Origin of the sequence: Paraburkholderia sp. BR14374 (assembly GCF_040948685.1) — a bacterium.
In the GTDB taxonomy this organism is placed as follows: Bacteria; Pseudomonadota; Gammaproteobacteria; order Burkholderiales; family Burkholderiaceae; genus Paraburkholderia; species Paraburkholderia youngii.
Genome location: NZ_JBFPKF010000007.1, coordinates 123,069 through 144,322, shown reverse-complemented (window position 1 = coordinate 144,322; position 21,254 = coordinate 123,069). Strand labels below are relative to the sequence as shown.

Below are 21,254 nucleotides of genomic sequence, written 5' to 3'. Positions count from 1 at the left end.
TCTCTCCTTGCAAGATCGAGGTTATCTTGTTCCTTTTCATCGACGAATGCCGGCTTCGGACGCCAGCCCGCCGCGAGCCGCGAACAACGAGGGGCTCTCTATGAACCATGACGACAAGGCCTTTCGCACGATCTTTCCGGCAAGCAGCTTTTCGGCTCCTGCAGGAGGCGGAATGATCAAGCTGCGGCGGAAGTATCCTGTCAGGCAAGCGTGAATAAAAGTTGCCTCGAACGCGTAGTCGAGATCCTCAGATGTACCTGGCGGCTTTGCGATGCGTGCCAAGGTCGTCTCGATCGAGTACTGTGCAAGAAGCGCCGACTCCCTGAACATCGATGCCGGCAAAGTGCAATCGCCATCAATTTCCGTAGTGGACAGCGCGATCGAATACAACCGCCGCTTCGTCCCTATCCGTAGCACATCGACCAACCGCCGCTCGAGCTCGACACGCAACGCATCGATGCTTGCAATCGCGGCTTCTGCGCCGCACACAGTGAATGCATCCAGCGGAAGTTCTGAGCGTTCGAACAGCGCGCTTACGAGCGACCACTTGTTCGTGAAGTGACCATAGATGGCGCCACGAGTCGTACCGCTCGCACGAGCAATGTCCTCGAGGGTCGTCGACGAGACACCACGTTCGAAAAAAAGGCATTCCGCGCTATCGAGTAGCTTTTCTCGCGTAGCGAGTCCCTGCAATTTCCGCTTCATTGCTCGCCCTCGACGGTCGGCGGATGCACATTTTCTTCGCCATCAGTGATTCACTGACGGTCTGCGAAGAGACACTCAGCAGCAGTGCGGCCTTTCGACACCGAGTCCATGAACATCACGTCACGGCTGCTCGATACAAGATGCTGACCTCCGTCAACGACCAATGTCGTCCCCGTGACGCCATGCGCATTCGCGAGATACGCCGCCGCTTCGACGATATCCTCCGGTCGCGAACCGCGCAGAAGCGGCGTCATCTTATGGACTGTGCCGAATTGCGCCTGTGTTTGATCGCCCGACACTAACGTCAATCCCGGAGCTAGCCCCACGACTCTGATTTTCGGAGCGAGAGCCTGCGCGAGTGCGACGGTCGCGTTGGCTAGCGCAGCCTTGGTCGCCGTGTAGGAGATGTAGTCGGGGTTCATGTTGAACAGCTTCTGGTCGAGCACGTTCACCACTACACCGCGCTTCGCTTCGTCCGATACCGCGCTGTCCGGCACCACCTCGAAGAGTCCTCGCGCCAACGCCAGCGGCGCCGCGACGTTGATCGCCATCAGTTCGAGCAACCGCGCATAACCGAATGTTTGCGCGGTATCTTCATCGAACCGTGACGCACAGTTCAGCACGCAGTCAAGTCGACCGAAGGTCTCCACGCACGCTGGTACCAGTTGCTCGACCTGTTCCTCGATCGCCAGGTCAGCGCATAGGGCGACCGATCTGCGCCCCTGCGACTTGATGTGGTCGACAACCTCTCGGGCTTCCTGTTTTGACTCGTGATGGTGCACCGCGACATCCCATCCTCGCGCAGCGAAACCGAGCGCAAGCGCCCGCCCGATCCGTCTGGCGGCGCCTGTTACGAGTACTGCGCGGCGGGAGGACCCGCCGTGATCCGAGTCTGATTCGATCATGTCAAACGGCCGGAGTGGGAAGGCACGTGACCAGCCTTCGGATTGGCACCCTGTCCTGCTGGTCCACAAGCGCGGCGCAAGGCTATGCATGGAGAACTCAAATTTCCATGTTGTCGATCAGTCGCGTGTTGCCGAGGCGCGCAGCGGCAAGGATAACCAGCTTGCTGTCATCGGCCTCCTGCGCCGTGGGTGATCGCAGATTGGCCTGCTTGCGCACCGAGATGTAATCCGGCTGCCAGCCCCGATCGACCAACGTGGAGAACGCGCGTCGTTCGATACCCTGAATATCTTTCTCTCCGCTCAAAACCTTGTCGCGGATCTGGTTCAGGAGCCGATACAACGTTGGCGCCTCGACCCGCTCCTCGGGCGTCAGGAAACGATTGCGAGAGGACAAGGCAAGACCGTCGCAATCACGGATGGTTTCGCCCGCTACCACGTCCGTCGGCATCGCGAACTGCTTGCACATCTCCCGAACAATCATCAATTGCTGGTAGTCCTTTTTTCCGAAAACGGCGACACGCGGTTGGGCGCACAACATCAGCTTCATCACCACCGTGCACACACCCTGGAAAAACCCGCGCCGGAATTCACCCTCCAGCATGTCGCCAATGCCGCCAGGCGGCTGCACTCGATACTCCTGCGGCTGAGGGTATAGATCCTCTTCCGTAGGGGCAAAGACGACATAGACGTTCTCCTTCTGGAGCTTCTCGATGTCCGCCTCCAGCGTTCGCGGATAGCGCGCAAAATCCTCCTCCGGCCCGAACTGCAGCGGATTGACGAAGATGCTCGTGACGACCGGATCCCCATGCTGCCGGGCAAGCCGGATAAGCGACAAATGCCCTTCGTGCAGATTGCCCATGGTCGGCACGAATGCTGTACGGTTTTGCCCGCGCAACTGCGCGCGCAGCTCGTCGATTGACCGAATCAGTTTCATTCTGAGACTTACCTCTGAGACCTGGCTGACATCTGCTTACATGTTTGGATAGTTCGGACCGCCGCCGCCTTCCGGCGTGACCCACACGATGTTCTGGGTCGGGTCCTTGATGTCGCAGGTCTTACAGTGCACGCAATTCTGCGCGTTGATTTGCAGACGGTCCTCGTCCTGCTCGTCCTTCACGTACTCGTAGACGCCTGCTGGACAGAAGCGGGTTTCTGGGCCTGCATACGTTCGCAGATTGACGTTCACCGGCACACTCGCGTCCCTGAGCGTGAGATGCGCCGGCTGATTCTCTTCGTGATTCGTATTCGAAATGAAAACAGACGACAGACGGTCGAACGTGAGTTTGCCGTCCGGCTTTGGATACTCGATCGGCTTGCACTGCGAGGCGGGTTTCAGCATTGCGTGATCGCGATGCCGGTGATGCAGCGTCCAGGGCACATTACCGCCCAGCACTTTCTGCTCGATGCCCACCATCAGCGTGCCGAGGTACAGGCCTTTGCTCATCCACTGCTTGAAGTTGCGCGCCTTGTACAGTTCCGTGTAGAGCCACGACTGCTTGAATGCCTCCGGATAGGCCGCGAGTTCGTCGTGCTGGCGGCCAGCCTGCAACGCATCGAAGGCGGCATCCGCGGCCAGCATGGCGGTCTTGATCGCTGCGTGACTGCCTTTGATGCGCGAGGCGTTCAGGAAGCCGGCATCGTCACCCACGAGCGCACCGCCCGGAAATACCAGCTTAGGGAGAGACATCAGGCCGCCGGCTGTGATCGCGCGCGCACCATACGACACGCGCTTGCCGCCCTGCAGGAACTTGCGGATTTCCGGGTGCGTCTTGTAGCGCTGGAACTCCTCGAATGGCGAAAGATAGGGGTTCTGATACGCGAGACCGACGACAAAACCCACCATCACCTGGTTGTTGTCGATGTGGTACAGAAACGAGCCGCCATAGGTGTCCGACTCCAGCGGCCAGCCAGCCGTGTGAACCACCAGACCCGGCTGATGCTTCGAAGGATCGATCTCCCACAGCTCCTTGATGCCGATGCCATAGACCTGTGGATCGGCGTTCTTGCCGAGATTAAAATTCTCGTCGAGCTGACGGCCAAGATGACCGCGGCAGCCTTCGCAGAACAGCGTGTACTTCGCGTGCAACTCCATCCCGAGCTGGAAGTTCTCGGTAGGCTCGCCGTCTTTGCCAATGCCCATGTTGCCGGTGGCGACGCCCTTGACCGAGCCGTCCTCGTTGTAGAGGACTTCAGCGGCCGGAAAGCCCGGGAAAATCTCCACGCCCAGTGCCTCGGCCATTGTCCCAAGCCAGCGCGTGACATTCGCGAGGCTGATCACGAAGTTGCCGTGGTTCTTGAAGTTGTCCGGCAATGCCCAGTTCGGAACCGACTTCGCACCAGTTTCCGAAAGGAAAAGGAACTTGTCTTCGGTCACGGCGACGTTCAGCGGCGCGCCCTGTTCCTTCCAGTCGGGTATCAGTTCATCGAGCGCGCGGGGGTCCATGACCGCGCCCGAGAGGATATGCGCTCCGATCTCCGAGCCTTTCTCCAGCACACAAACGCCAATCTCGGCGTTCTTTTCGGCTGCCAGCTGCTTCAGGCGGATCGCCGCGGAGAGGCCTGCGGGACCGCCGCCGACGATGACCACGTCGTATTCCATCGACTCGCGCGGCCCATAGCCTTGCTGATTGCTTTCCGCCATCCCCACTGCCTCCTTGACGCGTCGAAACGTCCCGATACCTGTTGGACTGTCGCCCGACGAGGGCGATGTCAACACGGGAATTGCGCTCTGCGTCTCCCGTGGTCGACAGCAGGGAGTATATATAAATGAATGGCGTATAACAATATGAACGCAAGGCGAGCGAGGCACGCCGCCCCGTGACGTCTCAGAGCGGCGATCCCCGCGACACGTCAAGGAACCCCGCGGTCTGCAACTTCTGGAAGATCGTCTCTACAGCAACCTCGGCAGAACTGGTCGTGGTATTGATGTGGATTTCGGGCTTTACCGGCGCCTCGTAGGGTGAATCGATGCCAGTGAAGTTCTTCAACTCTCCGCGACGCGCTTTCTTGTAGAGTCCTTTCGGATCGCGCTGCTCAGCCACTTCCAATGGCGTGTCGATGAAGACCTCGATGAATTCACCCTCCTCCATGAGCTCGCGCGCCAGTGCGCGCTCCGCACGAAACGGCGAAATGAATGCGGTAATGACGATCACGCCGGCGTCGGCCATCAATTTCGCCACCTCGGCAATGCGCCGGATATTTTCGACGCGGTCTTCGGCCGTGAAGCCGAGATCCTTGTTCAATCCATGCCGAACATTGTCCCCATCGAGCAGATAGGTTCGCTTGCCCATTGCATGCAAGCGTTTCTCGAGCAAATTCGCAATCGTCGATTTACCCGCACCAGAAAGGCCTGTCAGCCAGACGACGCCGCTCTGATGCCCATTGAGGGTCCGTCGCGCATGTTTGTCGACTTCCAGCGTCTGCCAGCGAATATTGGTCGCACGGCGCAGTGCGAAGCGCAGCATACCCGCACCGACCGTGCTATTGGTCATGCGGTCAATAACGATGAAACCGCCCGTCTCGTGGTTCTGCTCGTATGGATCGAAAGCGATCGGACGGTCGAACTCCAGTTCGGCAACGCCGATTTCGTTCAACGCGAGAGTCTCAGCGGCGACGTGATCGAGCGTCTCGACATTGAGCTTGTATTTCAGCGGCAATATCGTTGCCGTGACGGTCCGAGTGCCGATCTTCAGCGGGTAGCTGCGCCCACGGAGCATGGGTTGATCGCTCATCCATACGAGCGTTGCTTCGAACTGGTCGGCAACCTGCGCTGGGGAATCGGCCGCTGAAATCAGATCGCCACGAGAGACATCCACTTCGTCGGCGAGCAGAAGGGTCACCGACTGTTCCGCGAAGGCCTCGTCGAGATCTCCATCGGCCGTCACGATTCTTGCGACGGTGGTTTCTCGCCCTGCCGGCTGAACTTGCACACGCTGCCCGACGCGTACAACACCGGACGCAATAGTTCCTGCAAACCCACGGAAATCAAGGTTCGGGCGGTTGACCCACTGCACCGGGAAACGCAATGGCTGGGTCTGCAAACGGGCCTCGTCGATCTCGACAGTCTCCAGGTGATGCATCAAGGACGGCCCGTCGTACCATGGCGTCCTTGTGCTCCTTTCAACAACGTTGTCGCCATTTACGCCCGAAATCGGAATTGCCGTCACATCGGATATACCGATTTTCTTTGCAAATTCGCAATACTCGCGTGAAGTTTCGTCGAACCGTTCACGCGAGTAATCGACGAGGTCCATCTTATTCACCGCAAGAACCACGTTGCGAATGCCGATCAACGACACGAGATAGCTATGCCGCCGCGTTTGCTGCAAGATGCCTTTGCGTGCATCGACCAGGATGATAGCCAGATCCGCGGTGGAAGCCCCCGTTATCATGTTGCGGGTGTACTGCTCATGCCCGGGCGTATCGGCCACGATGAACTTGCGGCGGTCCGTCGAGAAAAACCGGTAGGCGACGTCGATAGTGATGCCCTGCTCGCGCTCGGCAGCCAGACCGTCGAGCAGCAGCGCATAGTCTATTTCCCCACCACGCGTACCGACCTTCTTCGAATCGGCTTCGAGCGCGGCAAGCTGATCCTCGAATAGCATCCTGGATTCATAGAGCAAACGGCCAATCAACGTGCTCTTGCCGTCATCCACGCTCCCGCATGTGATGAAACGCAGAAGGCTCTTCTTTTCATGCTGCTTCAGGTACCCTTCGATATCGGTCCCGATCAGGTCAGAGACGTGTGCCATTAAAAGTACCCCTCCTGTTTCTTCCGCTCCATCGATGCGGCGCCGTCGTGATCGATCACCCGACCCTGGCGCTCGGAGGTCGTCGTCAAGAGCATCTCCTGAATGATTTGCGGCAATGTCGTTGCGTTCGACTCGACCGCACCGGTCAGCGGATAGCAACCGAGCGTGCGAAAGCGCACCATTCTGTCCTCTGCCTTTTCGTGCGGCGAAAGCGGCATGCGGTCGTCGTCCACCATCACTAGCGTGCCGCCCCGATTCACTACGGGTCGCCGCGCCGCAAAATATAGCGGCACGATGGGGATGTTCTCGTGGTAGATGTACTGCCAGATGTCCAGCTCGGTCCAGTTTGAGATGGGAAACACGCGGATCGACTCGCCATGGTTCTTGCGCGCGTTATAAAGGCGCCACAGTTCGGGTCGTTGACTCTTCGGGTCCCATTGATGGGTGGCGGTACGGAATGAAAAAATTCGCTCCTTCGCACGCGATTTCTCTTCGTCCCTGCGAGCGCCCCCCAAAGCGGCGTCGAAGCCGTACTTATCGAGCGCCTGCTTCAGGCCCTGTGTCTTCCACATGTCGGTGTGAACCTGCGAACCATGATCGAACGGATTGATTCCAAGTTCTTTCGCTTCCGGATTCTGGTGAACGATGAGCTCCATTCCGGCCTCGCGAGCCATCCGGTCGCGCATCGTGTACATGTCGCGAAACTTCCAGGTGGTATCGACATGCAGGAGCGGAAACGGGGGCGGCGCCGGGTAAAACGCCTTTTTTGCCAGATGGAGCATGCAGGCGCTGTCCTTGCCGATCGAGTAAAGCATCACAGGGCGCTGTGCCTCAGCGACGACTTCTCGCATGATATGAATGCTCTCGGCTTCGAGCCGCCGCAGGTGAGTCAATGTGGGCATGCCAAATCCTTTACAAAGGCGATTCACTGCGTGGCCGCGATAGCGGCCAGCATCAGTTCGGCGATCTCCGGTCGACAGATGAGCAGGTCGGGCATCGAGACGTCCGACCCGTTATAGATGCATGGGCTACCGTCGATGCGGCTGGCATGAAGTCCGGCCGCAAGCGCGACCCCTACCGGAGCGCACGAATCCCATTCGTATTGCCCGCCGGCATGAAGATATGCGTGCGCCTCGCCACGCAGCACTGCCATTGCCTTTGCGCCTGCCGAACCCATCGGCACGAGCTCGGCATTCAAGCGCTGGGCAACCCGTAGCGCCAGTTCGGGGGCGCGGGAACGGCTCACGAGAATTTTTAGGCGCCCCTCAGGCGCTGGGGGCAACTCAGGCGGCGATAAAGTTCCGAACGTGACGCCACGAGCCGGAAGCGCGACAGCGCAAGCGCGAGGCTCGCCGCCAACCGTCAGTGCGACATGGACCGCCCAGTCGTCGCGCCGCTCGAGGCATTCGCCATATTCGCGCGTGCCATCAAGCGGGTCGATGATCCATACACGATCGAGGCCCAGCCGCTTTGGATCCGGTGCCGACTCTTCCGAAAGGAAGCCGTCTGTCGGTCTGGTGTGAGCGAGAATGTGCGTGATCAGCTCGTTTGCCGTGGCATCGCCCGCTGCTCCCAGTGGTTTGCCCGCAAGGACCGCCGACGCGCGTATCGCGTTCAAGGCAGCTCCGGCCGCCGTAGCAATGTGCACGGCCAGGCGGTGATCGTCGTCAACCGAATGCACGGTGCCAGCCGGGTTCATTGAACCGCTCCATTGCGAGGCACCTGTTCCATCGCGGCCAGACCCGCTGGTGTGTACCAGATGTGCTCGATATAGTGGCCCAGCGTTGACCTGTGATCTGTGTAGAAGTACCGGGCGGACCCGGGCGATTGGCCGTCGATGACGATGGGCACGCCCGCAGCAGCCATTTCGCTACGCTGCGTTTCGAACGCCGCTTCGCTATCGATCAACTGCGCGATGTGGTGATGGCGAATCGCGAATCCGTCTCGCGGCAGCGCATCACGATACACACGGTCGTCGCCGGATAACGGCTCGATCAGTTCGAGCTGAACCGATCCGACGAATGCAAGCGCGATGTTCAGCTTGCAGTGTCGCCCGGCGATCGACTCGATTTCAATGCCGGGCAAGCACGCCCACGTCTGCACATGCTGTTCTCTGCAAAAGTGGTCAATTGCCTTGTCCACGTCGGTGGTGACGTACGCAATCTGCAGAAAGCCGGAAAACGGAGAAAGTGAGAGCGTGCTCATCATTGCAGTCCATAGGTAGTCATGTAGCGGGAGAATCGCTCCCGAATCGCCTCGGGTGCAAGGCCGAATTCGGCTTGGGTATATTTATGCACGCCATGAGCGCGTTCAGGGCTCTGCTCAATGCGTCGACGCATTGCCTCCATCGTTTCCTCGGTCAGTTGGAAGCCGAAGTGACCGTAAATCCGCCGCATCGTACCAATCGGATCGGCGTGAAGGTCGGCTTGGCTGATATCGAGGAACTGCTTCTTCGGCAAGGACGCGCGCGCCGCCATTGCTGCTTCGCTGGCCCACGCCCAATTATCGAGTTCGCGCGCGCCGATCTCGTGCCTGTCGACTTGCTCGCCCTCGGAAATTCGACGCGCCATCGCCAGCACGCTCGCGAGCGAAGGCAGCGCCTCCACGGGATCTCGATGTGTCTGCACCACGCATGCGTCGGGAAAAACCTCGAACAGAGCGGGCAACTGCATCAGATGTCCGGGATTTTTCAGCAGCCACGTCTTTTCGGGGTCGCGCGCGCCGATCAGACTAAGCGCCTTTGCAAAGTAGCGATAGGCCGGCAGTTCGCTCTGCTCGCGCCACCAGCGATCGTATTGAGGTACGCGGAAGGACGACCCCCACAGATTGCTGCAAAAACCCTGCTTGAGTATTTCGAGGCATTCATCGACCTCGTCGGCGACGATGTTATGTGCTGCGCGCATCTCTGGCGCCGACCTGAAAAAGGCCTCCAGTCCGGCCGCGGTCGCCTGGAACTGAACATGGTTGGTCCACGTGTCGCGAGGGGGCCGTGGCTGTGGAAAAACGGTCAGCCACTTTTCCAAACCCTGAAACTGCGGGTCGACCGAAAGCAGCTTGTGCAATGCGGTCGTCCCGGTCCGAGGTATGCCGGTGATGACGAGCGGACGCCGCGGCGTCTGCGGCAAGACATCGGCATGCCTGCGCACGCCCTCCACTAGCGTCAGGCGCGAGACCAAAGCACCGACAACTGCATTCCACGCGAATTCCCGGCCCTCTGGCGCGAAGCGCGGGCCATCTTCGTCGAATGCGTTCAGAAGTTGCGTCAGGCCCGGCATGTACTCGTCGCTGGAGCCGAAGTCGCTCAAGCCAGTAGCGGCACTCGCGATTGCATGAAGCTCATCCTGCGCACCCGAAAATCGTTTTGATGGCGACATCTATCGTCTCCTGAAGATACCTTGATTGTGCTTACCACCGCCGTCTCAGCTGCGCACCTATGCGTCTCTCGCGCAAGAGTCTCTCGCGTTCGGTCGCGTCAACGAAGCGAGTCCCTGTCGGCAAGTGATTGCGCAACTCGGACACCGGCACACGCTTGAGCGTCGGAACCGGCTCCGAGTTGCACTCATACCATCTGCCTATTGCGGTCCCCCGATTCACCGCGCATGTATCGAGCCAGTTCACGACACCCGGATCCCGGTGCGCAATCACCGCGCGGAAATAGCCGTCTTCGTCGACGTGCGCCTGATGCCCATTGAGGCTGCTTTGGTGATCGATATAGTCAAGCGCGTTGAACAGAGCGTCGTTCAATTGCACGTTCCAGTAGCGGCGTGTCTGCGGCAGCGCGGTTTCGAGAATGAGCGCTTCGTCGTCACCGAAATCGAAAATAGCTTGCCAGTACGCCTGTTTCGCGAGGCCACCGCCGAAAGCGAAAAACTCGAACTCGTTCACGTTGATCCGCGTGCGCAGTTGCTGCATATGCGTGAGCCAGCGACGTGATAGACGCTCCGCGTAGTCCATCAGCTCGCCGGTACGCCTCGCGATCTCCTCGTGGCCCATTGGCGGCTTGGTCCGGGGAGCGTCGAGGCACTCGATAGCGATTCGTGCGTCACGTTCCGCTCCCCACGCATACGAGCGCTGGCGCAGCATTGCGAAGTCAGCCTCGGGGTGCAACTCGAGCCAGTTGCCGTGATAGCCGGTGGGACGCCGTGCGCTCAACAGAACTTCGAAGCTGCCGTCCTCGCCGATCTCGAGGTCGTCCAGGTCGAACTGACCTAGCGGAGGGTGGACTTTGTCGGTAGTACCCATGATGCCGCGGCCGATATCCAGCGTCAGCAAATGCACGCTGCCGCGCTCTCCAACTAGCCGATATCGCAGGTCACCTCGCAACGGTGCGACGAAATAGGTGTCGTCGGGATTCGGCTGCAGCATGAAGACCGAGTTAAGGAAAGGCAACCAGTCAGGATGAAGCGGATCGGATTGGAAGTAGATGAAGTAGGCGAGCGAGAGATTCATCTGAAACTGCCGATACAGCTCCGCGCGCGTTTGAGGATCGTGCGGTGTCTCGGTCAACTCGAGCAGACTCTCCGCGTTTGCCAACTGGGAGAGATAGTCGCTCCAGGATTTCAGCTGAGCCATGGGTTCACCATTACCTTGCATTGCGTCGACCGTTCACGCAGTGCTTCAAATGCATCGGGTAACGCGTCAAGCGAGACGCGGTCGGTAATCATCGCGCGCGGTTCTACAGAGCCCGCGTCGAACACGTTCGCGACGTGAGTGAACTCTTGCATACTGTAGGTGACCGCGAACTGAATTCGCACTTCCTTCCATACCGCGACTGCCGGAATGAACTGATCTGGCACCGTGCAGAAACCGAGCACTACGATGTCGCCCTGCGGCTTGACGCAACGAATCGCCTTTGCAATCAGATCTTTCTGTCCCGCGCATTCAAACACGACGTCTGGTGGACCCTTGAGAGCATCGGCAGCTAGCGCCGCCAAATCCTGCCCATCCTGCGGAACCACAAACTCGTCGGCCCCCATGTGTCGCGCAAGCGCTTCGCGGCGCTGTGACGGAGCGGTCGCAACAATGCGGCCGGCGCCGAGGCGGCGAGCCCAGAACGTTGCGGCCAGCCCAACGGGACCCGCGCCGATCACGAGCACTTTCGCGCCCGGCGTGAGCTTTGCCAGCGCAACGCCGTGCAAGCCGACGGCCATCGGTTCGATCAGTGCGCCGTCCTCCATGCTCAGCGTCTTCGGAAGCCGGGTCGTTACGCGCTCCGCAACGACTGCATATTGAGCGAAGCCGGCTGCGGCGCCCTTGAATTCCGCGCAGAAGTTCGGCTTCCCGGAAAGACAGGTCGCGCAATGCCCGCATCCGACAAACGGGAGCGCGGTTACGGCATCGCCAACTTTCAGCTTCTCCACAGCCTTTCCTACGGCAACCACCTCGCCGGCAAATTCGTGACCCAGGGTCGAATTTTCTGGAAGCGTGAAATGCGGTGCGTGTCCATCCGTCATGTGGAGATCCGATCCGCAGATACCGCAGCGGTGAATCTTCAGCACAACTTCTCCGAATGCTGGAGCGGGATCTGCAACACTCCTAACTTCCAGAGGCAAACCTACTTTCGTGAAATATGCGGCCCTCATCGCTCGAGTCTCCGTTTGGCGTCAATGTGCTGCCTGTCATCGAACATCTAAAATATACTTTACTGGGAAAGTACATTGGCGTGACCAGGTGTTTGTACCGAGACGGCACTGGAAGCAAACGCGTCAATGTGTGCCCCTGAGCTTTCGCTCACGAACATAGCGTTATGCGGGATTGGCCATTGGCCACCGGATGCGTCGATGGCAACGAAAGACGGGAGAAGGCCTGCTGAGAGCGCAGGCCCAGGATGGGTTTTGTGTCTTGCGCGCTGATTGCGAGCAGCGATGGCGATGACTTAGGGGTTTGCTGCCGAAATGGTGATCACCGAAGCTATGTCAGCCGCGCTCGGCACCCCGACGTGCGGCCTCCGCGTCTGCAAAGAGATGCAGTTCCCGCAATAAGGTCGAGAGTGCCGCTCGCCGTTCGGGCGCCATATGACTGGACGCCACCCAGTCGGTGCCGTACGCCTCCTGATGGAGGATATTCTTCAATACTTTGCGTGCCTGTGGCTTCATTCGCACGAGAATTCCACGACCATCCGCCGGGTCCGGCATGCGCTCCACCAAGCCCATCTGCTCGAGCCTGCCGACACACTTCGTGATGCCGCCCAGCGTCATTGCCAGCGGTTTTTGAAGTTGCGTCGGAGACTGCGTGTAAGGCGGACCGGAAACCAGAAGCGCATCCAATAGCAACAGTTCGGCTGCCAGCAGGCCCTGACTCGCGGCGGCTTCCTTGAGCGCCCGGTCGATGTGAGCAGATAGTCGTAGGAGTCGTTGCCCGATCAGGTAGACATTCGGGTCTTCCGCTGGCCACTCGCGCGCCCAAGCCGCAGCCTGTTCGTCCAACTCATCGCTAGCCTCTGAGCACACGGGCTTCTGCAACGCCTCGCATTCGGCCAGAAATTGTGCTTCAGCTTGAGAACGTTTCGAATAGGACGCCTCGCCGTCGTCACCAATAGCGACGTCGACCCAGCCGGCCTCGCCAAGTTCGTTCAGGTGCTCGATCACGCTCGCACGCGATATTTTCAGCTCACGCGCCAATGCGGCTGCGCTTTGAGGACCCGCGTTCAGCAGAGTCAGCAGTTGTCGTCGGGAAGCATCCGCTAATGCGGCGAATAGCGAATCTGCGGTCTTGCGAGCACCCATGCGATTATCGATTGGTTCGGACCCCCGCTTGCCGGACAGCAAATACGCGTTGTCGAGCAAACAGGCGATCGGCATGGACCGCGACTCAGCGGTCCGTGCCAGCGCCCTACAGGTGCCGTTTCCTGTCACGCGGGTCAATTCAGCCACGCTAAGTTACCAGAAAACACGCCCTGTAAGCTCGGTGCTAATAGACACGCTTCACGTGGCGAGCCGCACACTGGTCAGATCGACGGCTATTGTTGAACCAGGTCGTATGCCGCAAGCGCGGCGACCTCCGTCACACCACCGTCTACGGGTAGGCACGTGCCGGTAATGAATCGCGATTCATCGCTGCAGAGAAACAACGCGGCGGCCGCGACGTCCCACGCATCCCCTTCCAACGGAAGGGGCGCGATTTTTCGGCGGCGTTCGCGGGCCTTGTCATTGAGCATGCTTTCGACCATCGGCGTAAAAATATGCCCCGGAGCAATCGCGTTGGCACGAACATGATCGCGGCCGTACATCACCGCGAGTTCACGCGTAAAGCCGACCATGCCCGCTTTCGATGAGCCGTATGCGGCTGACCCGTGGCTGCGGATGCCCGCGACCGAACCGATATTGACGATTGCCCCGCCTCCGCGCGCCACGATCTTCGGCACCGCACTTCGGCTCATCAAGAAGGCACTTTTCAAATTGACGTCGATCACGCGATCCCAGGACGCCTCGTCGACGTCCTGCAACCGCCCCGGCGCGCCCGAGATACCGACGTTGTTGACGAGAATGTCGAGGCCACCGTACCTCTCGACGGTCTCGTCGACAATGCGCGCGCAGACAGCACCGTCGGTGACATTGCCGGTCGAGACGAACGCGCTGCCGCCCGCCTCCGTGATCAGCGCGAGCGTTTCCGCCGCCCGCTCGTATTGCTGATCGACGAGACAGACGGACGCGCCCTCCGCGGCGAAAAGACAGGCAATTGCCTTGCCCGTGCCGAAACCCTGACCGAGCGATCCTGCGCCGGTCACGATCGCGATCTTGCCGTTTAAACGTTGATGAAAGACTTTCGGAGCGGGCATGCTGTAGCCGGTCGAGGTAGATCGATCGTCGTCTGGAGCGTTCGATCGAGCGGGTATTCGTTAGCGCTCAATCCCTCGCTCGCGAGGACGTCACTGATGCTTGAGCTTAGTCTCGTCAGGCCAATAATGCAACATATAGTTGCATTATTGGCCTTCGATCCAATCGGTTAGCCCACTTCGCCATGATCCACCAATGCCGCACCAAAGCGCGCTGCATACGCCGTGTTCACCGCCTCGGTCTGGAAGCGCGTTTCGTTGATCGCGAAGATGAAATATCCGTATGCGAGATCGCGTCGATAGTCGCCCCATGCTTCGTCGAAGTCTGGTGCCTGAACCCCGTTAATCGCCAGTTGGGAAAGATAGTGCTCTAGTAGCGACCGCTCCCACGAGCGCCGGTCTTCGATATCGAGCGCGCACCCTATGTGATAAGCGACCTCGAGACTCCAAGGCGCCCGGCTAACCTGAGCATCGAAAAAACCCGGCGCTCCATCAGCTTCGACGTAGAGATTTCCAAGGTGCGTATCGCCGTGAATCAGACATGCCGGTTTGCGCTTGTGTTCGCGCGCAATGCGCCCGAGCGCTGCCACCATCCAGCCGCGATCGTGCAGACGCCGGCTTACAGCGGCCCCTCTCGGCAGCGATACGTAGTGCGCCCAGACATCCGCCTCGAGGTAGCGGTTCTGATATTCCAACGACCAATCCGAAAAGCGCTCCCCCACCCAATCAAGCCGGCCGCCCTTGTCGAACTCCAGGCTATTCCATGTTTGCGCGTGATAGCGCGCCATTGCACTGAGACGCAAAGCCACCTGTTCGTAGCCCTGCGGCTGCTGAGCGCGACAGAACCGAACATTACGCTCGACCAGGTCTTCCATCACTACGACCGCCTGCCAGGCGTCAGGATCGGCGCCCGCATAAAAACATTTCGGTGCGTTCATATTTATGAACGGCAGTACGTCCCGATAGAAGCGCATTTCGTTGCGATACATCTCCTTCATCGACGGACTATGTTCCTCGAAACCGCCCTTCACGATCATGCGCGACGGTAGTGCCATCGCATGTCCCGCGTCGTTGTACTCCAGAGCCACGCGGACCTTGGTCGACGTGCCCGGCAGTACATCCACGTGTTCGCACGAGAGCACTTCCACGCCGCTGAAGCGGAATCCCAGCGCTGAAGTAAGCCACTCTGCCGTCACTTCCCCGACAGTGACAGGCAACCTCATGTCACTTACCACACCAGATTCAGACAAGGTTCCTCCCGAATATTGCGGATGAAAGACGCGTGCGCATCGTCGCGCAGACAGCCTTTCGGTCGCAACATGGGGAAAACCACACCCCCCGGTGCGTTGCATATTTTGAATGACGTGCATATAGTTGCTTGCAAACGCAAAAATTTTTTTAGCAGGTAATCGATGACCCCACTCGAATCCCCCGCAGTTCAGAGACGTCCGGCTAGCGCCGAACTCGCGCATACGCTTGCTCCGGACGAGTACCGCACAGAAGAAAGCGTCGCGTTCAAGATGAACATGGTTCATCTTCTGCTTGGCGCGGAAATCGACCGGAAGCTCGCGGCGAGCAAACTTTCTGCAATTCAGTGGGGGATTTTGAAAGCGCTGTTCGACGAGCGTGCTCGTACACCTACCGCCCTGTGCCGAATACTTCTCGCTGACGGCAGCATCATGACCCGCAAGCTCGATTCGCTCGAAAAAAGAGGATTGGTTGAACGGATCCGCAGTACGTCAGATAGACGTTCCGTCGAGCTCGCACTGACAGAAGATGGCCGACAGCTGTTAGGCGAGACTCTGCCGCTCATCGTCGAAACAAGCAATCGCCAACTTCACGGCTTCACGGTGGATGAAGTTGAAACCGCCCGGAATCTGCTCGACCGGATGATCGCCAACTTGAGTTGAGCTGCGAGATCCCCAGAATCGATCGACGTCGGCGCTCAGGCCGATGCGTACCCGCTACTGAAAGGAGTTGTTCATGGAGCATACCGAAACAACAGTAAAGCAAAGCGCGGACCCGGCGCAGGATGCCAGCCTCGCACCGCTGCTGGTTCCTCACGTATACCGCGGGCGCACCGTCACCGGAAGCGCGATCAGACACGTGTCTCGCGATCTGGGGCAAGGCTTTTGCACGCCTAAAATCGAATTGGACGATTTGGTGTGGCCACGCGCTGAATCCGGCCCTGCCTTCGATGTTCCAGTCGCGAAGATCATCGATTTTCTGGTCGAGCTAGGTCCGCGTTTGCACCTCGACGCGAATCCGCTGATGCAGGCCGCGCTCGAATCGATGATCAAGGTCAGTCCGCTCGGGCGACGGATCCTCGAAAACTGCTATCGCGACATTCCCAATCTTTTCTTGCGTGAAGTGATCGAGGACGAACTGCGCGTGAGTCTCGGCGACGCGCGCCTCGTGGACGGTTGGGTGGAACGTACTCTGCGCGGGCGCCCGAGTCGTCTGCGCGCGTTTCCCCCGCGCCTCGTACATATCCTCGCAGGCAACTCGCCGATGGTCGCAGCCATGACGGTCATGCGCGCGGCGCTGACGAAGGGTGTTCACCTGCTGAAGCTGCCTTCGAACGATCTTTTCACGGCCACCGCAATCCTGCGCACCATGGCCGAAATCGACCCGGATCATCCGATTACCCAGTCGTTTTCTGCCGCGTACTGGCGCGGTGGCGACGAAAACGTCGAGTCGATTCTTTATCGTCCGCAGTACTTCGACAAAATCGTCGTGTGGGGCGGCGAAAGCGCGGTTCGGCATGTGATGCGCTATGCCGGCCCCGGGCTCGAGCTGGTCGCGTTCGATCCGAAGGTTTCGATCTCGCTGATCGGCCGCGAGGCCTTTGCATCGGACGAAGTACTGCGCGAGGTCGCGCGTGCGGGCGCAGCCGATGTGCTGTCGTTCAATCAGGACGCGTGCAATGCTAGCCGGTATCAATTCGTCGAAGGCGACGAAGACGACGCCGACCGCTACTGCGAGCAACTAGCGCTCGCACTCGGCGAAGACTATCGGTACGGCGACGGCCAAGGCCCGCTCGTGCCCGCCGACATTCGCGAGGCCGTGGACGTGCTGCGTGAAATGGAATCGATCTATCGCGTGTTCGGTGGCTATGACGGCAAGGGGCTCGTCATTCGTTCTGACGAAATGGTGGATTTTCACCCCATTTGCAAGACCGTCAACGTTGTTCCTGTATCAAGCCTGCGCGATGGCGCGCGGCACGCGACGGTCGCCACGCAGACGGTGGGGATCTATCCGCCTCACCGGGTCACGGAGGTACGCGACGCGCTCGCCTGCGCTGGTGTCCAGCGCATGGTGGCGCTGGGCGAGTCGATTTCTGACGGAGTCGGCGGCTATCCCCATGACGCCATGTTCCCGATCCATCGATTCATGAAATGGGTATCGGAGGAATCCGGTCCGAATCAGGAGGGGACTCGATGATGCAAGCCCTTTCTAAGCTACTGCCACTCACGGACGTCGCCGACCCTTTCCGGAATGCGCCCGAAAACCTCCACGCGATGCAGCTTCAGGCCGTGGGCGAGCGCTTCGCACAGCGACGGCTGCAGATCCGTATTCTCGACAAGCGGGCCAGCGAGGCTGGCGTTACCGAAGTGAAGAACATCAGCGATGCCGTGCCATTGCTCTTTGCCGACGCCGTATATAAAAGCTATCCGGATGCGTTCATCGAGCAGGGTAAATGGCGCCATCTCACTGCGTGGCTGCAAACGCTCACGACGCGCAAGATCGACGGACTCCAATATGACGCGATTCGCGACCTCGATGACTGGATCAACGAGTTGCGCCGCAACGGACACTACGTGATGAGTTCGAGCGGGACGTCGGGCAAGCAGTCCTTCATATACCAAAGCGAGGCCGACCGTGAACTTGGATGGCGGCTGCTCGCCCAGGGTATTCGGTGGGCCGCGAGCGGCATGCGCGATCCGTCGCGGCGTTATCCGGTGTTTCTGTTGACACCTTCTTCAGGCTCTTATACCGGCACGGAACGGATGGCGAAGTTCGCTGAATCGATTGCCGTGCCCGGCGACCTCCACTACATGTCCGATGTACCGCAGAGTGCCGCGCACACGACGCGCATGGCACGCATGCGACGCGCGATCGCGGACGGTACCGCGCTGCCAAGTGAAATCGAGGCGTTCCAGAACGAGAGCCGGGAACGTAGCGAGCGCGTACAAGCCGATTTCCGGCTTTTCATCGACCAATTGCTCGACCGGCGCCATGAGCCCATGTTCATCATGGGCATGCTGGGCATGCTGTATCAGATCGTGGCCACCGGCCGCGAACGCGGTATCGCCGACGGCGACTTTCATCCCGATACGATCATCAGTATCGGAGGCGGCAAAAAAGGCGCGAACTTGCCCGAGGATTTCCAGCAGCAGTGCGAACGCTTCTTCAATTTCAACTCGGCCAATTTCAACGACGGCTATGGAATGGGCGAAGTGTCAGGCTTTTGCCCGTGGTTCCATGAAGCGAAGGCGTGGGCCGTACCGCCATGGCTGGTCCCGCTGGTGCTCGACTCCAAAGGCGAAGAACTTCTCAATCCGCCCGATGGAAAAGGCGTTGTCGAAGGACGGCTCGCGATGATCGACCTGCTGGCGGATGGTCGCTGGGGCGGGGTCATCAGCGGCGACAAGGTCACTGTCGAGTTTGGTCATGGCATCGACGGCGTGCGCACGCCCATCATTCGCGACGTCGTTCGCTACAAGGATCTGCCCGGCGGCGACGACAAGCTGTCTTGCGCCGGAACGATCGACGCCTATGTCCGCGGAGAGGTCGCAGACATGACTGAGGCTCGCACGGCCGGATGATTTTATCTACCCAGAAATCTACAGAATCTACTCAACGATGACACGACAAACGACAAATCCGGCCGTGTGGTTTATCACCGGTGTTTCGTCCGGCTTCGGCCGCTCCCTGGCCGAGGCGGTCCTCGCTCGCGGCGACAAAGTGGTCGGCACTGTACGCAATGAAACGCAGATCGCCTCCTTTGAAAATCTTGCGCCCGGCCGCGCGCACGGCCTGCTGCTCGACGTCACCGATGCGGCGGCGGTACCACGCGCCGTTGGGCAGGCGCTCGAGCGCACTGGCGCTATCGACATACTCGTCAACAATGCCGGCTATGGCCTGTTTGGCGCACTCGAAGAGGTTTCCGACGAGCAGGCGCGGCAACTATTCGATACCAACGTCTTTGGCACGGTCAATGTGATACGAGCGGTGCTGCCCCACTTTCGCGCGCGTAAGCGCGGGCATATCGTGAATTTCTCGTCGGTCGCCGGCGTGATCGGCATCGCTGGCTGCAGCTTCTATTGCGCGTCGAAGCACGCGGTCGAAGGACTTTCAGAATCGTTGGCTCAGGAACTCCACCCATTTGGCATTGGCGTGACCCTCGTCGAGCCGGGCGGTTTCCGCACGAACTTCGCGGGTGGATCGCTGAAGTGGAGCGAGAACGAATTGCCCGACTACTCGGAGACAGTGGGGCAAATGCGCCGATATATGAGCAGCTACCACGGCACCCAGGCAGGCGACCCCGCGAAGGCCGCCGAGGCCATCGTCCGCGCGGTGTCGGCAGACGCGCCGCCGCTGCGTCTGCCGCTCGGTCCCGACGCCGTCGACGTCGTCCGCAAAAAGCTCGCATCGGTACAGGACAACCTCGAAACATGGCTTGAAGTCTCGAGTTCCACCAATTTCGATCAATAAATTCGCAGCAATTTCCTGCAGAGGAGACAACATGTCCGCTCTGGACCCGTTCTACGCAATGCTTGGTGGCGAAAGCGACCCTTTCCGTAACCACCCCGAGAATCTCCGTGAGCTTCAGCTCGCAGCCATGAAAGAGCGCTTCGCCGAGCGCCGCGAGCAGATCAAGCTGCTGCGCCGCAGAGCGGACGATGTCGGCATCGCAGACGTCAACCGTCACGCAGACATGGTGCCGCTGCTGTTCGCGCATCAAATCTACAAGAGCTACCCTGAGCAGTTCATCGACAACGGCCGCTGGAAGCATCTGTCCGTCTGGCTGCAGACACTATCGAGCAAACGCGTTGGTGACGTCGAGGTCAACGGCGTCGATAACGTCGACGCGTGGATGGATCGATTGCGCGACGCAGGTCATCACGTGTTCAGCTCGAGCGGCACGTCCGGCAAGTGCAGCTTCGTCAGCCAGACGCGAGCCGATCTCGACAATGTCACCGAGTCCTGCGTGAAGCTGGGCGTGTACGGCAACGCATTGATCCAAAGAGACTTCGGCAAACGCCCGGTATTCCTGATGATGCCACCGGGCGGGGCGCATCGGCATATTGAGCCGGTACTGAACGCAGCAAAGCGACTCGGCGCCGAAAGTACCTTGATGTTCGACGACCCGGTGCTCGCATCTTCAACGATCTCGATGGGCCGCATGCGTCGTGCAATGGCCGATGGCTCCGCCAAGCCCAGTGAAGTCGCGGCATTCCAGGAGCAGGCGGTGGCACGCCAGCGACACACAGGCGCGATGATCGACCGGTTTCTCGACAAGCTTACGGCGCGCCGGGAAGTCCCCGTGCTCGTGCAAGGCAACTGGTCGTTGCACTGGACTCTCGTGGAGCGCGCCCGCCAGCGCGGGATAGCGGATGGAATCTGCCACCCCGACACGGTGATCACGGCCGGAGGCGGATTGAAAGGCACTGCCGCGCCCGCCGACTACCGCGAGCAGGTCATCCGCTTTTACGGTATCCGGCCGGAGAACGTTCAGAACAGCTATGGCATGACCGAGATGATCGGCACCGGTCCCTGGTCGGACGTTGCGCAGGGCTACGCTATCTGCCCGTGGATCGTTCCGTTCGTTCTCGACAAATCGGGTGAGCACCTGCTGAATCCTTCCGATGGTCAGGGCGTCGTCGAAGGGCGGTTCGCGTTCTTCGATCTGCTGGCCGAAGGATACTGGGGCGGTTTCATTACCGGCGACAAGGTCACCGTCGACTTTTCGCCGACCGGCAACACCGACGGACTGCGGGGACCGCTAGTCAGGCAGGTCGGCCGGTATGCGGATCTCGAAGAAGGCGAAGACAAACTTTCGTGCGCAGGTACGATGGAGTCGTATGTACGCGGCATGATCAACGTTTGAGCCTC

19 protein-coding genes are annotated in these 21,254 nt (G+C 59.7%); 5 read left to right on the top strand and 14 right to left on the bottom strand.

Annotation, left to right across the window (positions count from 1 at the left end):
* Positions 1-36 precede the first annotated feature (36 nt).
* The 14 genes from AB3X86_RS18515 to AB3X86_RS18450 all read right to left on the bottom strand — a co-directional run bounded on the left by AB3X86_RS18515 (position 37) and on the right by AB3X86_RS18450 (position 15,385).
* Positions 37-705: a TetR family transcriptional regulator gene (locus AB3X86_RS18515; protein WP_368597109.1), complete on the bottom strand. Its 669-nt coding sequence runs from the start codon at positions 703-705 to the stop codon at positions 37-39.
* A 50-nt stretch (positions 706-755) separates the two neighbouring features.
* Entirely contained in the window at positions 756-1,610 is an 855-nt protein-coding gene (locus AB3X86_RS18510) for an SDR family oxidoreductase (RefSeq protein WP_368597289.1), read from the bottom strand.
* 97 nt (positions 1,611-1,707) lie between these two features.
* Positions 1,708-2,544, bottom strand: a complete 837-nt coding sequence (gene panC, locus AB3X86_RS18505) for a pantoate--beta-alanine ligase (protein ID WP_368597108.1) — start codon at positions 2,542-2,544, stop codon at positions 1,708-1,710.
* 36 nt (positions 2,545-2,580) lie between these two features.
* Positions 2,581-4,251 (bottom strand): electron transfer flavoprotein-ubiquinone oxidoreductase, encoded by a 1,671-nt coding sequence (locus AB3X86_RS18500; RefSeq protein WP_368597107.1) that lies wholly within the window; start codon positions 4,249-4,251, stop codon positions 2,581-2,583.
* A gap of 184 nt (positions 4,252-4,435) precedes the next feature.
* Entirely contained in the window at positions 4,436-6,361 is a 1,926-nt protein-coding gene (cysN, locus tag AB3X86_RS18495; RefSeq protein ID WP_368597106.1) for a sulfate adenylyltransferase subunit CysN, read from the bottom strand.
* On the bottom strand, positions 6,361-7,263 hold the full coding sequence (gene cysD, locus AB3X86_RS18490; RefSeq protein ID WP_368597105.1) for a sulfate adenylyltransferase subunit CysD: 903 nt from the start codon (positions 7,261-7,263) through the stop codon (positions 6,361-6,363). The genes cysN and cysD overlap by 1 nt, the downstream gene beginning before the upstream one ends.
* A gap of 23 nt (positions 7,264-7,286) precedes the next feature.
* Complete coding sequence (locus tag AB3X86_RS18485; protein WP_368597104.1) at positions 7,287-8,060, bottom strand: 3'(2'),5'-bisphosphate nucleotidase CysQ; 774 nt, start codon at positions 8,058-8,060, stop codon at positions 7,287-7,289.
* Entirely contained in the window at positions 8,057-8,569 is a 513-nt protein-coding gene (locus tag AB3X86_RS18480) for a VOC family protein (protein ID WP_368597103.1), read from the bottom strand. Before AB3X86_RS18480 ends, AB3X86_RS18485 begins: the two co-directional genes overlap by 4 nt.
* Positions 8,566-9,735 (bottom strand): sulfotransferase, encoded by a 1,170-nt coding sequence (locus AB3X86_RS18475; RefSeq protein WP_368597102.1) that lies wholly within the window; start codon positions 9,733-9,735, stop codon positions 8,566-8,568. Before AB3X86_RS18475 ends, AB3X86_RS18480 begins: the two co-directional genes overlap by 4 nt.
* A gap of 31 nt (positions 9,736-9,766) precedes the next feature.
* Complete coding sequence (locus tag AB3X86_RS18470; protein ID WP_368597101.1) at positions 9,767-10,933, bottom strand: DUF1214 domain-containing protein; 1,167 nt, start codon at positions 10,931-10,933, stop codon at positions 9,767-9,769.
* Positions 10,921-11,859 (bottom strand): alcohol dehydrogenase catalytic domain-containing protein, encoded by a 939-nt coding sequence (locus AB3X86_RS18465; RefSeq protein ID WP_368597100.1) that lies wholly within the window; start codon positions 11,857-11,859, stop codon positions 10,921-10,923. The genes AB3X86_RS18470 and AB3X86_RS18465 overlap by 13 nt, the downstream gene beginning before the upstream one ends.
* A 417-nt stretch (positions 11,860-12,276) precedes the next feature.
* Positions 12,277-13,161 (bottom strand): MarR family transcriptional regulator, encoded by an 885-nt coding sequence (locus AB3X86_RS18460; protein WP_368597099.1) that lies wholly within the window; start codon positions 13,159-13,161, stop codon positions 12,277-12,279.
* A gap of 158 nt (positions 13,162-13,319) precedes the next feature.
* The gene (locus AB3X86_RS18455) at positions 13,320-14,138 is read right to left on the bottom strand and encodes an SDR family NAD(P)-dependent oxidoreductase (protein ID WP_368597098.1); all 819 of its coding nucleotides are present in this window, start codon (positions 14,136-14,138) and stop codon (positions 13,320-13,322) included.
* Between the two features lie 167 nt (positions 14,139-14,305).
* On the bottom strand, positions 14,306-15,385 hold the full coding sequence (locus tag AB3X86_RS18450; RefSeq protein ID WP_368597097.1) for a phosphotransferase: 1,080 nt from the start codon (positions 15,383-15,385) through the stop codon (positions 14,306-14,308).
* A gap of 162 nt (positions 15,386-15,547) precedes the next feature.
* On the opposite strand from AB3X86_RS18450, the gene AB3X86_RS18445 reads away from it, so the two are divergent.
* The 5 genes from AB3X86_RS18445 (at position 15,548) to AB3X86_RS18425 (ending at position 21,249) form a co-directional block, all read left to right on the top strand.
* Positions 15,548-16,045: a MarR family winged helix-turn-helix transcriptional regulator gene (locus tag AB3X86_RS18445; RefSeq protein ID WP_368597096.1), complete on the top strand. Its 498-nt coding sequence runs from the start codon at positions 15,548-15,550 to the stop codon at positions 16,043-16,045.
* A gap of 73 nt (positions 16,046-16,118) precedes the next feature.
* Entirely contained in the window at positions 16,119-17,579 is a 1,461-nt protein-coding gene (locus AB3X86_RS18440) for an acyl-CoA reductase (RefSeq protein ID WP_368597095.1), read from the top strand.
* Positions 17,534-18,964 carry a hypothetical protein gene (locus AB3X86_RS18435; protein ID WP_368597094.1) on the top strand — a complete coding sequence of 477 codons (1,431 nt, stop codon included), beginning with the start codon at positions 17,534-17,536 and terminating at the stop codon, positions 18,962-18,964. The genes AB3X86_RS18440 and AB3X86_RS18435 overlap by 46 nt, the downstream gene beginning before the upstream one ends.
* Before the next feature lie 37 nt (positions 18,965-19,001).
* On the top strand, positions 19,002-19,853 hold the full coding sequence (locus AB3X86_RS18430; protein WP_368597093.1) for an oxidoreductase: 852 nt from the start codon (positions 19,002-19,004) through the stop codon (positions 19,851-19,853).
* A 31-nt stretch (positions 19,854-19,884) separates the two neighbouring features.
* Positions 19,885-21,249, top strand: coding sequence for a hypothetical protein (locus tag AB3X86_RS18425; protein WP_368597092.1), 1,365 nt, complete (start codon positions 19,885-19,887; stop codon positions 21,247-21,249).
* Positions 21,250-21,254 lie beyond the last annotated feature (5 nt).

Excerpts from the sequence above, each read along its gene's own strand:
- AB3X86_RS18440 (WP_368597095.1), top strand. The coding sequence starts at position 16,119 with ATGGAGCATACCGAAACAACAGTAAAGCAAAGCGCGGACCCGGCGCAG.
- panC (WP_368597108.1), bottom strand. The coding sequence starts at position 2,544 with ATGAAACTGATTCGGTCAATCGACGAGCTGCGCGCGCAGTTGCGCGGG.
- AB3X86_RS18515 (WP_368597109.1), bottom strand. The coding sequence starts at position 705 with ATGAAGCGGAAATTGCAGGGACTCGCTACGCGAGAAAAGCTACTCGAT.
- AB3X86_RS18425 (WP_368597092.1), top strand. The coding sequence starts at position 19,885 with ATGTCCGCTCTGGACCCGTTCTACGCAATGCTTGGTGGCGAAAGCGAC.
- AB3X86_RS18475 (WP_368597102.1), bottom strand. The coding sequence starts at position 9,735 with ATGTCGCCATCAAAACGATTTTCGGGTGCGCAGGATGAGCTTCATGCA.
- AB3X86_RS18455 (WP_368597098.1), bottom strand. The coding sequence starts at position 14,138 with ATGCCCGCTCCGAAAGTCTTTCATCAACGTTTAAACGGCAAGATCGCG.
- cysN (WP_368597106.1), bottom strand. The coding sequence starts at position 6,361 with ATGGCACACGTCTCTGACCTGATCGGGACCGATATCGAAGGGTACCTG.
- AB3X86_RS18480 (WP_368597103.1), bottom strand. The coding sequence starts at position 8,569 with ATGATGAGCACGCTCTCACTTTCTCCGTTTTCCGGCTTTCTGCAGATT.
- AB3X86_RS18460 (WP_368597099.1), bottom strand. The coding sequence starts at position 13,161 with ATGCCGATCGCCTGTTTGCTCGACAACGCGTATTTGCTGTCCGGCAAG.
- AB3X86_RS18445 (WP_368597096.1), top strand. The coding sequence starts at position 15,548 with ATGACCCCACTCGAATCCCCCGCAGTTCAGAGACGTCCGGCTAGCGCC.
- AB3X86_RS18470 (WP_368597101.1), bottom strand. The coding sequence starts at position 10,933 with ATGGCTCAGCTGAAATCCTGGAGCGACTATCTCTCCCAGTTGGCAAAC.
- AB3X86_RS18430 (WP_368597093.1), top strand. The coding sequence starts at position 19,002 with ATGACACGACAAACGACAAATCCGGCCGTGTGGTTTATCACCGGTGTT.
- AB3X86_RS18500 (WP_368597107.1), bottom strand. The coding sequence starts at position 4,251 with ATGGCGGAAAGCAATCAGCAAGGCTATGGGCCGCGCGAGTCGATGGAA.
- AB3X86_RS18435 (WP_368597094.1), top strand. The coding sequence starts at position 17,534 with ATGGGTATCGGAGGAATCCGGTCCGAATCAGGAGGGGACTCGATGATG.
- AB3X86_RS18510 (WP_368597289.1), bottom strand. The coding sequence starts at position 1,610 with ATGATCGAATCAGACTCGGATCACGGCGGGTCCTCCCGCCGCGCAGTA.
- cysD (WP_368597105.1), bottom strand. The coding sequence starts at position 7,263 with ATGCCCACATTGACTCACCTGCGGCGGCTCGAAGCCGAGAGCATTCAT.
- AB3X86_RS18485 (WP_368597104.1), bottom strand. The coding sequence starts at position 8,060 with ATGAACCCGGCTGGCACCGTGCATTCGGTTGACGACGATCACCGCCTG.